We start from the raw sequence: 14,370 nt of genomic DNA, 5'->3' as shown, positions 1-14,370 counted from the left end.
GGACAGTCTGTCCACTTGTGTTCTATCGTCGTGAGACCAGAGAAACGGACGCAATGTCCACTTGTGGAAGGTTTCATGATGACCCACCTGCTGCACCTCGACGCCAGTGCGCGCACCACCTCGGTCAGCCGTCGTCTCGGCGCGGAATTCGTCCGCGCCTGGCGGGCTGCGGCGCCCGAGGGTGAATACACCTACCGGGATCTGTCCGCCGAACCGACGCCCTTCATCGGCGCGGGCTGGACCGAGCTCTGCGATGCCGTGCTGGCCGCGGGCGCCACCGACCTGGACCGGCTACCGGAACTCGCGACCACGCCGGCCGCGAATGACGCGTGGCGCGTCGTCGAACCGCTGCTCGCGCAGCTGCTCGCCGCCGACGTGATCCTCATCGGCACGCCGATGTACAACTACTCGATCCCGGCCGCGCTCAAGGCCTGGCTCGACCAGGTCACCTTTCCGCGAATGTCGTTGGGACACCGCAGGTTCGTCGTGGTCAGCGCCCGGGGCGGCGCCTACTCGCCGGGCGCGCCCAAGGCCGCGTTCGACTATCAGGAGCGCTACCTGCGCGACTTCTTCGCCGGGCATTTCGCGGTGACCGACACCGTGTTCGTGCACGCCGAACTGGCCAATGCCGTCCAGGACCCGAACCTGGCCCACCTGCGCGCCGCGCACGAGTCCTCGCTCGCCGCCGCGCTCACCGAAGTCACCACGCTGGCAAAGGATTACGTGCGATGAGTTGGATCGTGCTCGGACTCGCGGGTCTCGTGGAGATCATCTGGTCCCAGACCATCAAGCCCACGGAGAACTTCACCAAACTCGGCCCGACCCTGCTGTGCGTGGCCCTCGGCTCGTTCGCGGTCTACCTGCTGGCGCGGGCGATGCAGACGTTGCCGGTGGGCACCGCCTACGCCGTGTTCACCGGGATCGGGGCGCTCGGGGCGATCAGCCTCGGCGTCGTCGTGCACAAGGATCCGCTGAGCGCGGGCCGCGTGCTGGCGCTGGCGCTGATCCTCGGCGGTATCGTGCTCGCCCGCGTCACCAATCCCGAGTGACGCTGGCGCACACCCGATGCGGCGATCGGCCGGTCGCGGCCGGTAAGGTCGGCTGATGGACCAGTCAGTAGTTCGCCCTCCGGACCTGTCTGCGCGACCGCACGAGCTCACGGTCGAGCGCGTGATGAAGGCACCTCCCAGCCTGCTCTACGCGGCCTGGACCAAGGGTCTCGACCTGTGGCTGGCCGTTCCCGGATCGGTCCTCGGGCGCCCCGGCGTGAACGAACCGCTCTACTTCGACACCGGCACCCCCGACAAGCGCAACCCGCACTACGGCCGCATCCTGCTGCTGGAACCGGATCGGCGGATCGAGTTCACCTGGGTCACCGCCGCCACCGAGGGCGTGGAGACCGTCGTCGCCGCCGAATTCCTGAAGCAGCCCCGCGGCATCCGCCTGCGGCTGCGCCACTCCGGTTTCCCCACCGAAGCCATCCGCGACCTGCACCGACAGGTCTGGCCGGAGAAACTGGAACGCCTCGACGAAATCACCAGCACCGCACCCTGAGCCACGCGGCGGCGAGTACCTTCGGACACGTCCCACACCGCACACACGAAGGAAGTTGATATGCCGACTCGTAGCGCACGCACACTCTGGGCAGGCGGGCTGCAGGATGGATCGGGGCAGGTCGAGCTGGTCAGCTCCGGTACAGGCAAGTTCGATGTGAGTTTCCCGCGCCGGGTGGCCGACGCGGCCGACGGCACCAGCCCGGAGGAGCTGCTCGGCGCGGCGCACGCGTCCTGCTACTCGATGGCGCTCTCGGCGGAGATCGCCAACGTGGGCGGGACGCCGGAGAGCCTGGATGTGACCGCCGACGTCACCCTCGGGCCCGATCCGTCGGGCGGCTTCCGGATCAGCAAGATCAAGCTCACCGTGCGGGCCGTCGCGGCAGGCCTCGATGCCGAGGGCTTCTACACCGCCGCGACCGCCGCCAAGAACGGCTGCCCCGTCAGCAAGGCGCTCGCGGGCGTGGCCGAGGTCGAACTGGACGCGGAGCTGATCTGAACCGCTCGATCGAGTGTCCAGCCCCTGGCGCAGTCGGTCCACCGGCTGCGCTGGGGCGGATCGCTGATCCGATCAGCGCTGGGTGAACCAGCGGTGCGCGGCCGGGGTGTACATCGCCGGAATCGCGATCAGCACCGCCACGATGTGCACGGCACGGCAGCCCGCCAGCACGGCGGAGGACGGCGCCAGCTCGGCGAACAGCGCACCGTAGTCATCGGTCGACAGCAGCACCGCCACCGGCTCGAGGATCAGCGAGAGCAGCCCCACCACGCCGATCCCGACCGTCATCAGCGCGCGGGCGACCCGGCTGCCCCGCACCATGTACAGCGCTACCGCCGCGACGACGAGATAGATCGCGAGCCGGGGGAGCAGTCCCGCCGCGGTGGCGCCGAACTCGCCACCGCCGCGGACCGCGCGCAGCAGTCCTTCGGCGGCGCCCGCGGCCAAGGCGGTCATCAGTGCGCCGAACGCGACGCCGACAGCGGTGGGCCGGTAGCCGGGAACGGAGCGGTAGGCGGAAACAGAACGGGCAGTGTCGGTCATGAAACCGACCCTGCCCGCCCGCTGTACCGGCGCGAATCACCCCGCGGTAGCGACCTCACCCGATACGGGAGTGCTACGCCGCGAGGCGAATTCGGTGAGCGCCGCGAACGCCAAGCCCAAAGCCGCCCACAGCGTGGTCGTTTCGGTGAGCGAGGCCACCCGGAAACGCCAGAGCAGCGTCGCGGGGAAGTCGTCGGCCACCTCGTTCACCCCGGGCAGCAGCACATAGCCGAGCGTGGTGACCAGCACGAACGCGCCGACACCCGCGATCAGCCGCAGCGAGTCCAGCTGCCCCGCCAGCGCCCGATACGCCGCGACGGCGGCCGCGACGGCGAGCAGACCGAGAACGACGGCCGCTACCCACAACCAGGTCCGCTCGTTGATCGTCTCCGGGTCACCCACCGCGGGCGGGTTCGCCGGGTACTTGAAGAACGGCACCGCCACGATCGCCGCCCACGCGAGCACCGCGGTGGCCAGCGCCAACCGCGGTCCTGGCAGGTCGGTGAATCGGCGTGCGAGATTCAGCGCGGCCGCGAACAGCGCGCCGAACGCCATCCCGGCCAAACCGAGCGCGAGGAATTGGCCCGCCTTCTGTCCGGTCCGGCTGACCAGCGGTTCGTCCTCGCCACCGTGCGAATGCCCCGCCGGCGCCTCGGCGCCGCCGTGATGATCTGTCGCGGCCGCTTCTTCGAGCATGATCGCGGCGTCCACCTGGGGCTCGCCGACGAAGTAGCCCACTGTGGCGGCCAGCAGGCCGGCGATCAAGCCGGCGAGCAGGCCGCGCAACAGCAGGGTCTTGAGTGATCCGGTCAGTGGCACGGAACACCCAGCAGATGACGTCCGTCATGCATCAGCTCATGCAGGTACATCCCGCTACGCGAGACGGCCCCCTGGTCGAAGCCGACCAGGTACAGGGTGAGCAGTGCGAGCAGAACGACACCTGCCGTGACGAGCACGGTCGCCAGGGTGTCCAGGCCGGTAGACCGGCTGGGTGAATGCGCGATGGCCATTCGGGTCCTCCTCAGGGATACGCGTCCCATGGTCGAGCGATACGCGGGTGCCGGTGTCTGGCTTTACAGTGGCGCGACCGCTCCGGATTCACACCGGAATTACCGCGCACCCACGCGTGTTTTCACCCGAACTGTGACAGTCGCGGACCGTGCACGTCAATACGCGCACCCGCGTGCCCTGGGGAAACGCCGTTCTCAGGCCTTGGCAGGGACGTCGAGGACGACCTCGAACTCCAGCAGCGAGGCACCCGTCGACACGGGCTTGGGGCGCTCGCCCTCGCCGCCGTGGCCCGCGTGCGCGGCCCGGGCCGGACCGTCGCGCCACGCCGCGAAGGATTCCTCCGAATCCCACTGCGTCACCACGAAATACCGGTTCTCGCCCGCGGTCGGACGCAGTAATTGGAAACCGAGGAAACCGGGGGAGTTCTCCACCGCGTGCGCCCGCGCGGCGAAGCGCTTCTCCAGTTCGGGGCCCGCGCCCTCGGGGATCTCGATCGCATTGATCTTCACAACAGCCATGCCGCCGACAATACGACCGCGCGGCGCACAACCTGGTTCGGGTAGGCGGGGAGCGCTGGCACAATCGGGCGGGTGTTGTACGACGAAGGTGGGACCGGCGTCCCGATCCTGCTGCTGCACGGCCTCATGGGCAGCGCGCGCACCTGGACCGATCAGCTGCCGTGGCTGCGCGACTTCGGCCACGTGTACACCGTCGACGCGGCGGGCCACGGCCGGACGCCGCCCACCGAACTCACCACCGAGGCGTTCGTCACCGATCTCGCCGAGCTCACGGCGGGGATCACCGAACCGATGGTCGTGCTCGGGCATTCGATGGGCGCGATCCACGGCTGGGTCTTCGCCGCCACCCACCCCGAGCGGGTGCGGGCGCTGGTCGTCGAGGACATCGCCCCCGATTTCACCGGCCGCACGGCCGCGCACTGGGCCGAGCTGATCCATTCCTGGCCCCAGCCCTTCCCCGACGACCAGGCGGTGCTGGACTACTTCGGCCCGGTCGCGGGCACCTACTTCCTGCGCGCGTTCACCCGATCCGGCGACGGCTATCGCCTGCACGGCGAGGTCGACACCTTCCGCGCGATCTCCGAGGAGTGGGGGCTGCGCGATTTCTGGGCCGAGTGGAAATCACTGCGGATTCCCGTGCTGCTCATCGAGGGCGAGCACACCATCACCCCGCCGGGTCAGATGCGCACGATGGCGGAGCTGCACCCCGACGCGGAGTACGTGCGGATCGAGGGGGCGGGACACCTGGTGCACGACGAGCGCCCGGAGGAGTACCGCGAGCAGGTGAGCCGGTTTCTGCGCCGCGTCGTCGGCTGACCAGCTCGTTGGCCGGGCCGGCGATCAGCCCGTGGTACCGCCCTCGCCCGCCAGCGCGAAAAGCCCGTCGTCGGTCTGTTCGATCAGTCCATCCACCAGAAGAGAGTCCAGGGCTCGCGCGCGCTGGCCGGGGTCGCGGGTCCAGGCCAGGTCCAGGCGCACCCGCTCGACCGGACCCGACGCGTCGCGCAGCACGTCGAGCAGCCGGCCGCGCGCCTGCCGGTCGGTGCCGTCGTACTTCTGCACCTTGCGCGCCACGGTGGCCGCGGGCCTGCCTGCCGTCACCCACGCGCAGGACGGCAGCGGGCAGCGCGCGCAGTCGGGGTTGCGGGCGGTGCACACCAGCGCGCCGAGTTCCATCAGGGCCGCGGAGAACTTCGCGGCGCGCGGCACCGAGGCAGGCAGCAGCGCTTCGGTCTCGGCGAGGTCGCGCGAGGACGGGTTGCCCACCTCGCGGCCGTGCACGGCGCGGGCGACCACCCGTCGAACGTTGGTGTCCACCACCGGAACTCGCTGTCCGTAGGCGAAGCACGCCACCGCGCGGGCGGTGTAGGCGCCGATCCCCGGCAGGCTCAACAGCACGTCGACATCGGTGGGCACCGCATCACCGTGTTCGGTGGCCAATACCCGCGCGCACTCGTGCAGCCGCAGCGCCCGGCGCGGGTAGCCGAGCTTGCCCCACGCCCGCAGCACCTCCGCCTGCGAGGACGCCGCCATCGCCGAGGGCACCGGCCAGCGCGCCACCCATTCCCGCCAGATCGGCTCGACCCGCACCACCGGGGTCTGCTGCAGCATGATCTCGCTCATCAGGATGTGCCACGCGGTCGCCTCCGGCTTGCGCCACGGCAGGTCGCGCGCCGTCTCGCCGAACCAATCCAGCAGGACTTCCGCGTCGATACTCACTGTTCCCGTTCCGCCTCGGCCAGGCACTCGTTGCCGACGCGTAACGCGCCGGACTCGCTGGTAACCCATGGCCTGTGCACAATGGTCGCTATGCCTGGTTCCAATCCGATAAGTGCCTGGAAGTCGCTGCGCGAAGGCAACGAACGCTTCGTCAACGGCACTCTGATGCATCCTAGCCAGGGCGCCGCCGACCGAGCCAAGCTCGTCAGCGGCCAGCATCCGCACGCGATCCTGTTCGGCTGCGGTGATTCCCGCGTCGCCGCCGAACTGATCTTCGACCAGGGGCTCGGCGACATGTTCGTCGTCCGCACCGCCGGTCACGTGGTGGACAGCTCCGTGCTCGGCTCGATCGAGTACGGCGTCGAGGTGCTCAACGTGCCGCTGATCGTCGTGCTCGGCCACGACAGCTGCGGCGCGGTGAAGGCCACCATCGACGCGCTCGACGGTGGCGAGGTGCCGGGCGGATTCATCCGCAGCGTCGTCGAACGCGTCACCCCGTCGATCCTGGTCGGGCGCCGCGAGGGCCTGTCCTCGATCGACGAGTTCGAGGCGCGGCACGTGGTGGAGACCAGCAGGCTGCTCATGCAGCGGTCGATGATCATCTCGCAGAAGGTCGCCACCGGACAGTGCGCGATCGCGAGTGTCACCTACAAACTCCAGGACGGACGCGTGCACCTGCGCCGGGTCGTCGGCAATATCGGCGAGACGGTCTGAAACCCCGACACGCCGAGGTCATCGAGCGCTCGTCCGCGCGGTGCGCTTACCGTTGAGGCGTGCTGGAACCGAATGGACCGTTGCCTCCCGAGATCTACTGGCGTCGCCGGGCACTCGCCATCGGCGTGATCGTCGTCGCGCTCGCGATCGTGATCTGGCTCGTCACGATGGTCGCGCGCGGCGGGGATTCCTCGGGTGACAACGCGGCGGCCACCACGACCTCGGCCGCGTCGAGCAGTGCCGAGTCGAGCACCAGCGCGGCCGAGTCGAGCAGCACCACCGCGACCAGCGGTTCGGCGACGAGCTCGGCGCCCAGCGGCGCGCCGACCAGTTCGACGGCGGCGCAGCCGGCCGCCGAACCCTGCGGCGATCAGTCGCTGGCGTTGAAGGTGACGGTCGCGCAGCCGACCTACCGCGTCGGCGACCAGCCCGCGTTCGGCACGGTGATCACCAACATCTCCTCGGCGGCCTGCTCGCGGGATCTCGGGCCCGGTCCGCAGTTCCTGGTGTACACGCTCGACGGCCAGCGTCGCCTGTGGGCGAGCAACGACTGCAACCCCGACGGGCCGCCGGAGGTGAAGACGCTCAAGGCGGGCGAGCAGCTGTCCTACAAGGGCACCTGGTTCGGCACCACCTCGCAGCCGGAGTGCGCGGGTGAGCGGCTGCAGGTGCCCGCGGGCGCGTATATGGTCGTCGCTCAGCTCGGCGCCATTCGCAGCGCTGCGGAGCCGTTCAATCTGGCCGACTGAACGGGTCGAGGACCCGCTTCGTCGGCGGGACCTGGCATTGTGCGGGTGCGCTATAACTCACATGTTCGAGTTCGGTTGATTTGCAGGGTTCGCAAGATCGGTGCCGACGTCAACGGTCGTTGGCGGCGAATTGTGGAATTTCACCGATAAGGGCGGTTTGCCGGGGTTATTCCACGGGGACGGCTTCCTTGGCTGCGCGGGATTTGCGGAGGGACGCCAGCCGCAGCGCCGAGCGCAGGTCGCCGACCTCGTGGATGCGCATGGAACCGATCTCGGTCTGCCCCGAGCCGGGCGGTACCAGTGCGGTGGTGAAGCCCAGTCGCTCGGCCTCGGCCAGCCGTCTGGTGAGCCCGGTGACCTTACGGACCTCGCCGGCCAGCCCGACCTCACCGAGGATCACCCAGCCCGCGGGCAGCGCGATATCGGCCTCGGCCGAGGCGATGGCCAGCGCGATGGCCAGATCGGCGGTCGGCTCGACCAGGCGCATCCCGCCGACCGTCGCGGCGTAGACATCGTGCTTGCCGAGAAACACCCGCCCCCGGCTCTGCAGCACGGCCAGCACCATCGCGACGCGGTTGTAGTCGAGCCCGCTCACGGCCCGGCGCGGTTGCGGAATCTCGGTCTTCACGGTGAGACCCTGCACCTCGGCGACGAGTGGCCGCTTGCCGTCCATCGCGACGGTGACCGCGGTGCCGGGCACGGTGTCGGTGCGGTGGTGCAGGAACAGCCCGGACGGATCGTCGACGCAGGCGATGCCGTCTTCGTGCAGCTCGAAACAGCCCACCTCGTCGGCGCTGCCGAACCGGTTCTTGATGCCGCGGATCATCCGCAGCGTGGAGTTCTTGTCGCCCTCGAACTGCAGCACCACGTCGACCAGATGCTCGAGCGTGCGCGGCCCGGCCACGTTGCCGTCCTTGGTGACGTGCCCGACCAGCAGCACGGCGATGCCGCTGGCCTTTGCCAGTGACGTCAGCGCCGCGGTCACCGCGCGGACCTGGGTGACGCCGCCGATCACGCCGTCCACCTCGGGGGCCAGCATGGTCTGCACCGAGTCGACGACCAGCAGCGTCGGCCGCACCTGCTCCACATGGCCGAGCACGATCGACAGGTCCGACTCGGCCGCCAGATACACCCGGTCGTGCACGGCGCCGGTGCGGTCGGCCCGCAGCCGCACCTGTCCGGCCGACTCCTCGGCGGTCACGTACAGCGAAGTCTCGTCACGCTGCGCGGCCCACCGATGCGCGACCTCGAGCAGCAGGGTCGACTTGCCGACGCCAGGCTCACCCGAGAGCAGTACCACCGAGCCGGGCACCACGCCGCCACCGAGCACCCGGTCCAGCTCACTGACCCCGGTCGAGCGCGCCTGGGTGACCTTCGCGTCGATCTGCGACAGCGGGGCAGCCGCCGTGCTCGGCAGCATCGCCCGCCGCCCCGGCGCCGCGGCGGCCGCCGACACGGCCACCTCGTTCACCGTGCCCCAGGCACCGCACTCGGGGCACTTGCCCACCCACTTGGACACCTCGTGTGAGCACGCGGTGCACCGGAAGACAGCTTTGGTCTTGGCCACACGCGCACCCTACGGACCGGCTCCGACAAAAAGAAAAGCCGCCGCGATCATCGCGACGGCCTTTCCCAGGGGGAGATCAGTGCCCGCCGGCGCCCTCGGGGGCCGGGCCGGACAGCTCGTTCTCGACGCGCTCGGCCGCGGCGGCGTCGACCGGGACGGCCACCTGCACGGTGCCCGCGTTCTTGAAGTTGAAGGTGACGTTGTAGGTCAGGCCCGGGTGGATCTTCTCGGACAGGCCGGTGATCTCGATCGTGCCCGGCTTGGCGGCCGGATCATCGGACGGCGTGTCACCGGCCGTGGTCGGCGCGGCCGAGGTGGTCGGGGCGGCCGAGGTCGTGGTGCCGTGATCGTCGGCGGGCTTGGCGCCGGCCGCGGTGGACCCGGCGACCACGGTCTGCTGCGGAGCGAGCACGAACTTGGCGTCGCCGTTCGGGCCGGTCAGCTTCACCTGGCCCAGGTCGGTGGTGACGCTGGTCAGCTCGTCGGTGACCGTCTCGCTGTCGTTGATGATCGACAGCGCGATCACGGCCTTGCCGCCCTTGTCGTGCGCGGCCGCCGCCTCGGGGTACACGATGTGCACGTTGCGCAGGGCGATCGCGCCGACCTCGGCGTGGTTGCCGTTGATCGCGGCGGCCTGCGACGAGGTCTGGGTGTGCTGGCCGGCACTGCAGCCGCTCAGGGCGATGCCCGCGGCAGCGGCGAGGGCGGCAACCGTCGCCATGCGACGTCGCGCCGACGTGGCGGTCACAGCTTTCAGGGCAGTCACGGTTTGTCCTCCATGTCGACCGGGCTCACTCCGTCCACCGGGTGGATCGGAGGGTAGTAACTAGGCAGCGTAGTAGTTCGCTTCGCGCGCGTGGCGTCCGGGCTCGCGACGCGCGGGCGCGGAAGTAACAGTTCGGTGTCTCGGGCCCGATTGCCGGATCGATGCCGGGCGGGCCGTGCGCGACGACGGCGCGCTGTGCTGGCGGTTAACCCGTTCTGGCACAACGTGATGCACAACAAATTCGGGTTGTCAACCCCTACGATGGCCTCGTTGTGGCCCTGACCTGCACAGTTGATCGCGCCGTTATCGAGTCGCATGTTAAACTGTGAACATCGAAAGGGGCACGGGACACATGATTTTTAAGGTCGGAGACACCGTCGTTTACCCCCACCACGGAGCGGCGCTGATCGAAGCAATCGAGACCCGCACCATCAAGGGTGTGCAGAAAGAGTATCTGGTCCTGAAGGTCGCGCAAGGCGACTTGACCGTTCGGGTTCCCGCGGAGAACGCCGAATATGTCGGCGTCCGCGACGTCGTCGGCCAGGAAGGTCTCGACCGCGTCTTCCAGGTGCTGCGCGCGCCACACACGGAGGAGCCGACCAACTGGTCCCGCCGTTACAAGGCCAACCTCGAGAAGCTCGCCTCCGGCGATGTGAACAAGGTGGCCGAGGTCGTGCGCGACCTGTGGCGTCGTGAGCAGGATCGCGGCCTGTCCGCCGGTGAGAAGCGGATGCTGGCGAAGGCTCGTCAGATCCTCGTCGGTGAGCTGGCGCTCGCCGAGGGTACCGACGACGGCAAGGCCGAATCGCTGCTCGACGAGGTCCTCGCCGCGGCCTCCTAGAGTGCGATCTGTCGTAGCACTGGTTCCTGCCGCCGGTCGTGGCGTGCGCCTGGGTGAATCCACCCCGAAGGCGTTCGTCCCGGTCGGCGGCATACCTATGGTCCGATTGGCTGTCGACGGGCTGATCGCGTCCGGTGCCGTGCACCGCGTCGTGGTCGTCGTACCCGCCGACCTGGTCGAATCCGCGACCGCTCTGCTGCCCACCACCTCACTGACCGGCGGTTCGATGCCCCCTGTGCCGGTGCAGGTCGTTGTCGGCGGCGCCGAGCGCACCGATTCGGTGCGCGCCGGGATCGCGGCCGCGCCCGACGCCGCGTTCTATCTCGTGCACGACGCCGCTCGCGCGCTCACGCCGCCGGCGCTGATCGCGCGGGTGGCGGCCGAGCTGCACGCGGGCAGTTCCGCCGTCGTCCCCGCCCTGCCCGTCGTCGACACCGTGAAGTCGGTCGACGACGCGGGCGTGGTGACCGGCACCCCCGATCGCGCGCACCTGCGCGCCATCCAGACACCCCAGGGCTTCGACGCCGCGCTGCTGCGCCGCGCCTACGCCACCGAGGTCGGCGCGACCGACGACGCCGGGCTGGTCGAACGCCTCGGCGTGGCCGTACGCACGGTGCCGGGCGACCCGCTGGCCTTCAAGATCACCACCCCGCTCGACCTGCGCCTGGCCGAATCGCTGAGCGCCGAGCAGGTGCTCCGATGAGAGTCGGTATCGGCAGCGACGTGCACCCCATCGAGCCCGGCCGTCCCTGCTGGATGGCGGGCCTGCTGTTTCCCGACGCCGACGGCTGCGCCGGGCACTCCGACGGTGACGTCGCCGCGCACGCGCTCTGCGACGCGCTGCTCTCGGCCGCGGGCCTGGGCGATGTCGGCGCCGTCTTCGGTGTCGGCCGTCCCGAATGGGCCGGTGTCACCGGTGCCGCGATGCTCACCGAGGTCCGCAGGCTGCTGGCCGAGGAAGGCTTCGCGGTCGTCAACGCGGCGGTGCAGGTCATCGGCAATCGCCCGAAGATCGGCCCGCGCCGCGCGGAGGCCCAGAAAGTGCTGGGTGAGCTGCTGGACGCCCCGGTCTCGGTGTCCGGCACGACCACGGACGGTCTGGGCCTGACCGGCCGTGGCGAGGGCATCGCGGCCATCGCCACCTGTCTGATCGCGGCGTGTTCGTAGCCCACCCGGGCCCCGAAGACTTCCTGCCGCACCACGCTTCCTCGCCGCCTCGTTCCGCCGCCGCACAATGTCGGCGAGCCACGAACCGGCCGGTCATCTCCACCGCCATCCCACCGACTAGGATCGAATGCCGTGACCTTGCGCCTTTTTGACACCGACACGCGGACCCTGCGGGAATTCACCCCGCTGGTCCCCGGCCGTGCCTCGGTGTATCTGTGTGGGGCCACCGTGCAGGGCCAGCCCCATATCGGGCATGTGCGCAGCGGCGTCGCGTTCGACGTGCTGCGCCGCTGGCTGCTCGCGCACGACTACGACGTGTGGTTCATCCGCAATGTCACCGATATCGACGACAAGATCCTGAACAAGGCCGCCGAGGCGGGCCGCCCGTGGTGGGAATGGGCCGCCACGCACGAGCGCGCCTTCGATTCGGCCTACGACGTGCTCGGCGTGCTGCCGCCCTCCGCGGAGCCGCGCGCCACCGGCCACATCACCCAGATGGTCGGGCTGATGGAGCGGTTGATCGAGCGCGGGCACGCCTACGCCGCTGACGGCGACGTCTACTTCGACGTGCTGAGCTGGCCGAACTACGGCGAACTGTCCGGTCACAAGCTCGACGACGTGCACCAGGGCGAGACCCCCACCCGCGGCAAGCGCGATCCGCGCGATTTCACGCTGTGGAAGTCGGCCAAGCCGGGCGAGCCGAGCTGGCCGTCCCCGTGGGGTCCCGGCCGTCCCGGCTGGCATCTGGAATGCTCGGCGATGGCCGAGTTCTATCTGGGTGGCGAATTCGATATCCACTGCGGTGGAATGGATTTGATTTTCCCGCACCACGAGAACGAGATCGCTCAGTCCAAGGCGGCCGGTGACGGTTTCGCGCGTTACTGGCTGCACAACGGCTGGGTGACGATGGGCGGGGAGAAGATGTCGAAGTCGCTCGGCAATGTGCTCTCGGTGCCGAATGTGCTCACCCGGGTGCGCCCGGTGGAATTGCGTTTCTATCTGGGCAGCGCGCATTACCGGTCGATGCTCGAATATTCCGACAAAGCACTCGACGACGCCGTCGCCTCTTATCAGCGCATCGAGGCATTCGTCCATCGCGTGCTCGATCGCGTCGGCGAGGTCCCGGTCGGTAAATGGACCGACGGATTCGCGGCGGCGCTCGACGACGATCTGGCGATTCCGAAGGCGCTGGCCGAAATCCACCACGTGGTGCACGAGGGCAATCGCGCCTTGGAGGCCGGTTCGGTGGACACGGCGGCGGAGCTGGCCGGGCAGGTCCGCGCGATGCTCGGCATCCTCGGCGTCGATCCGCTCGACCCGCACTGGTACACCGCCGCCGACAACTCGGCGGCGCTCGACGCGCTCGATGTGCTGGTCCGCTCCGAGCTGGATCGCCGGGCGAGCGCGCGGGCGGAGAAGGACTGGGCAGCAGCCGATGCCGCACGGGATCGGCTCGTCGCGGCGGGTATCGAAGTCACCGATACCCCGCAGGGGCCGGAATGGTCGCTGGGCGCAGCTAGCGGAAAGGCGAACTGATGGCAGGCAATTCACAGCGACGCGGAGCGATCAGGAAGGGCGGCACCAAGAAGGGTGCCGTCGTCGGCTCGGGCGGCAAGCGCCGTCGCGGCCTCGAGGGCAGGGGCGCGACCCCGCCCGCCGAGGCGCGCACCAAGCATCCCGCCGCCAAGCGGGCCGCCGCCGCGGCGAAAGCCAAAGCGGCACAGCAGAACCGGCCGTCCGGAAAGTCCGGGGTGCCGCGCGTCGGGCGCAAGTCCGACGACGGTCCCGAGCTGGTGCTCGGCCGCAACCCGGTGCTCGAATGCCTGCGCGCCGACGTCCCGGCGACCGCCCTCTACGTGGCCGTCGGCACCGAGAACGACGAGCGGCTCACCGAGAGCGTGCAGCGCGCCGCCGACATGGGCATCTCGATTCTCGAGGTGCCGCGCACCGACCTGGATCGATTGAGCGCCAACGGTATGCACCAGGGCCTGGCCCTGCAGGTGCCGCCGTACCGCTACGCCCACCCCGACGACCTGATGGACCGGGTGAAGACCTCGGGTGAGCCGGGGCTGCTCGTCGCGCTCGACAACATCTCCGATCCGCGCAACCTGGGTGCCGTCATCCGCTCGGTGGCCGCGTTCGGCGGCCAGGGCGTGGTGATCCCGCAGCGCCGCAGCGCCAGCGTCACCGCGGTCGCGTGGCGCACCAGCGCGGGTGCCGCGGCCCGGCTCCCGGTCGCCAGGGCCACCAACCTGACGCGCACGCTCAAGGACTGGGCCTCGCAGGGCTTCCAGATCGTCGGCCTCGACGCGGGCGGCGACACCACCCTCGACGATTTCGACGCCAGCGTGCCGACGGTCGTGGTGGTCGGTTCCGAGGGCAAGGGCCTCTCGCGCCTGGTCCGCGAGAACTGCGACTCGATCCTGAGCATCCCGATGGCGGGCCCGGTGGAGTCGCTCAACGCGTCGGTGGCGGCGGGCGTAGTCCTCGCCGACATCGCCAGACAGCGCAGGATTGTCTGAGCGCTGGCGCGCTCGAGGTCGCGGCCCCTTGGTCGCGCCTGATCGGCGGGACGGCCGCGACCCGCCGCTGACGCGGCGGACCCTCCTCGAGGTCGGGTCGTGCGGGGCCGGGTTTTCGTCGTCGTGTGCCGCGGCCTTGATCGGGGTGAGTTCCGTTCCGCGCGTAGTACCGCGTCAGCGGCCCTCGTGCACAGTAGAATT

19 protein-coding genes are annotated in these 14,370 nt (G+C 69.8%); 12 read left to right on the top strand and 7 right to left on the bottom strand.

Translation table 11 applies throughout. From position 1 onward, the window contains the following. The first annotated feature begins 78 nt into the window (after window positions 1-78). From QH270_RS16440 to QH270_RS16425, 4 genes are all read left to right on the top strand, one after another. Window positions 79-732, top strand: a complete 654-nt coding sequence (locus tag QH270_RS16440; protein WP_280342948.1) for an FMN-dependent NADH-azoreductase — start codon at window positions 79-81, stop codon at window positions 730-732. Continuing rightward, a complete protein-coding gene (locus QH270_RS16435; RefSeq protein WP_280342945.1) occupies window positions 729-1,049 on the top strand; it encodes a DMT family transporter in 321 nt (106 codons plus the stop codon). Before QH270_RS16440 ends, QH270_RS16435 begins: the two co-directional genes overlap by 4 nt. 124 nt (window positions 1,050-1,173) lie before the next feature. Beyond that, window positions 1,174-1,554 carry an SRPBCC family protein gene (locus QH270_RS16430; RefSeq protein WP_280343086.1) on the top strand — a complete coding sequence of 127 codons (381 nt, stop codon included), beginning with the start codon at window positions 1,174-1,176 and terminating at the stop codon, window positions 1,552-1,554. A gap of 60 nt (window positions 1,555-1,614) precedes the next feature. Next, window positions 1,615-2,052: an OsmC family peroxiredoxin gene (locus QH270_RS16425; RefSeq protein ID WP_280342943.1), complete on the top strand. Its 438-nt coding sequence runs from the start codon at window positions 1,615-1,617 to the stop codon at window positions 2,050-2,052. Between the two features lie 72 nt (window positions 2,053-2,124). Here the strand turns inward: QH270_RS16425 and QH270_RS16420 are convergent, their stop codons facing one another. The 4 genes from QH270_RS16420 to QH270_RS16405 form a co-directional block, all read right to left on the bottom strand. Beyond that, on the bottom strand, window positions 2,125-2,595 hold the full coding sequence (locus QH270_RS16420; RefSeq protein WP_280342940.1) for a hypothetical protein: 471 nt from the start codon (window positions 2,593-2,595) through the stop codon (window positions 2,125-2,127). Between the two features lie 36 nt (window positions 2,596-2,631). Next, on the bottom strand, window positions 2,632-3,414 hold the full coding sequence (locus QH270_RS16415; protein WP_280342938.1) for a CbtA family protein: 783 nt from the start codon (window positions 3,412-3,414) through the stop codon (window positions 2,632-2,634). After that, a complete protein-coding gene (locus QH270_RS16410; protein ID WP_280342936.1) occupies window positions 3,405-3,605 on the bottom strand; it encodes a CbtB domain-containing protein in 201 nt (66 codons plus the stop codon). The genes QH270_RS16415 and QH270_RS16410 overlap by 10 nt, the downstream gene beginning before the upstream one ends. A 195-nt stretch (window positions 3,606-3,800) precedes the next feature. After that, window positions 3,801-4,124 (bottom strand): antibiotic biosynthesis monooxygenase family protein, encoded by a 324-nt coding sequence (locus QH270_RS16405; RefSeq protein WP_232996257.1) that lies wholly within the window; start codon window positions 4,122-4,124, stop codon window positions 3,801-3,803. A 72-nt stretch (window positions 4,125-4,196) separates the two neighbouring features. On the opposite strand from QH270_RS16405, the gene QH270_RS16400 reads away from it, so the two are divergent. Then, window positions 4,197-4,940: an alpha/beta fold hydrolase gene (locus tag QH270_RS16400; protein ID WP_280342933.1), complete on the top strand. Its 744-nt coding sequence runs from the start codon at window positions 4,197-4,199 to the stop codon at window positions 4,938-4,940. Between the two features lie 24 nt (window positions 4,941-4,964). Here QH270_RS16400 and QH270_RS16395 read toward each other — a convergent pair whose 3' ends face one another. Beyond that, complete coding sequence (locus QH270_RS16395) at window positions 4,965-5,843, bottom strand: A/G-specific adenine glycosylase (protein WP_280342932.1); 879 nt, start codon at window positions 5,841-5,843, stop codon at window positions 4,965-4,967. A gap of 90 nt (window positions 5,844-5,933) precedes the next feature. On the opposite strand from QH270_RS16395, the gene QH270_RS16390 reads away from it, so the two are divergent. Together QH270_RS16390 and QH270_RS16385 are read left to right on the top strand one after the other, a co-directional pair. Beyond that, window positions 5,934-6,557: a carbonic anhydrase gene (locus QH270_RS16390; RefSeq protein WP_280219382.1), complete on the top strand. Its 624-nt coding sequence runs from the start codon at window positions 5,934-5,936 to the stop codon at window positions 6,555-6,557. Window positions 6,558-6,616: 59 nt separating this feature from the next. After that, complete coding sequence (locus tag QH270_RS16385; RefSeq protein ID WP_280342930.1) at window positions 6,617-7,306, top strand: hypothetical protein; 690 nt, start codon at window positions 6,617-6,619, stop codon at window positions 7,304-7,306. Between the two features lie 166 nt (window positions 7,307-7,472). Here the strand turns inward: QH270_RS16385 and radA are convergent, their stop codons facing one another. Together radA and QH270_RS16375 are read right to left on the bottom strand one after the other, a co-directional pair. Further along, entirely contained in the window at window positions 7,473-8,873 is a 1,401-nt protein-coding gene (radA, locus tag QH270_RS16380; RefSeq protein ID WP_280342927.1) for a DNA repair protein RadA, read from the bottom strand. Window positions 8,874-8,949: 76 nt separating this feature from the next. After that, window positions 8,950-9,639, bottom strand: a complete 690-nt coding sequence (locus QH270_RS16375) for a hypothetical protein (RefSeq protein ID WP_280342925.1) — start codon at window positions 9,637-9,639, stop codon at window positions 8,950-8,952. Between the two features lie 352 nt (window positions 9,640-9,991). Between QH270_RS16375 and carD the strand changes: the two genes are divergently transcribed. The 5 genes from carD to rlmB all read left to right on the top strand — a co-directional run bounded on the left by carD (window position 9,992) and on the right by rlmB (window position 14,169). Then, window positions 9,992-10,480 carry an RNA polymerase-binding transcription factor CarD gene (carD, locus tag QH270_RS16370; protein WP_019044685.1) on the top strand — a complete coding sequence of 163 codons (489 nt, stop codon included), beginning with the start codon at window positions 9,992-9,994 and terminating at the stop codon, window positions 10,478-10,480. A 1-nt stretch (window position 10,481) separates the two neighbouring features. Beyond that, a complete protein-coding gene (gene ispD / locus QH270_RS16365; protein WP_280342922.1) occupies window positions 10,482-11,183 on the top strand; it encodes a 2-C-methyl-D-erythritol 4-phosphate cytidylyltransferase in 702 nt (233 codons plus the stop codon). Beyond that, window positions 11,180-11,647: a 2-C-methyl-D-erythritol 2,4-cyclodiphosphate synthase gene (ispF, locus tag QH270_RS16360; RefSeq protein WP_280342920.1), complete on the top strand. Its 468-nt coding sequence runs from the start codon at window positions 11,180-11,182 to the stop codon at window positions 11,645-11,647. The genes ispD and ispF overlap by 4 nt, the downstream gene beginning before the upstream one ends. Before the next feature lie 132 nt (window positions 11,648-11,779). Continuing rightward, entirely contained in the window at window positions 11,780-13,183 is a 1,404-nt protein-coding gene (gene cysS, locus QH270_RS16355) for a cysteine--tRNA ligase (protein WP_280342918.1), read from the top strand. After that, a complete protein-coding gene (gene rlmB / locus QH270_RS16350) occupies window positions 13,183-14,169 on the top strand; it encodes a 23S rRNA (guanosine(2251)-2'-O)-methyltransferase RlmB (protein ID WP_280342916.1) in 987 nt (328 codons plus the stop codon). The genes cysS and rlmB overlap by 1 nt, the downstream gene beginning before the upstream one ends. Window positions 14,170-14,370 lie beyond the last annotated feature (201 nt).

Origin of the sequence: Nocardia neocaledoniensis (assembly GCF_029868625.1) — a bacterium.
GTDB classification, from domain to species: Bacteria; Actinomycetota; Actinomycetes; order Mycobacteriales; family Mycobacteriaceae; genus Nocardia; species Nocardia neocaledoniensis_A.
The sequence above is the reverse complement of the archived record's forward strand: the minus strand, read 5'-3'. Positions and strand labels throughout refer to the sequence as shown.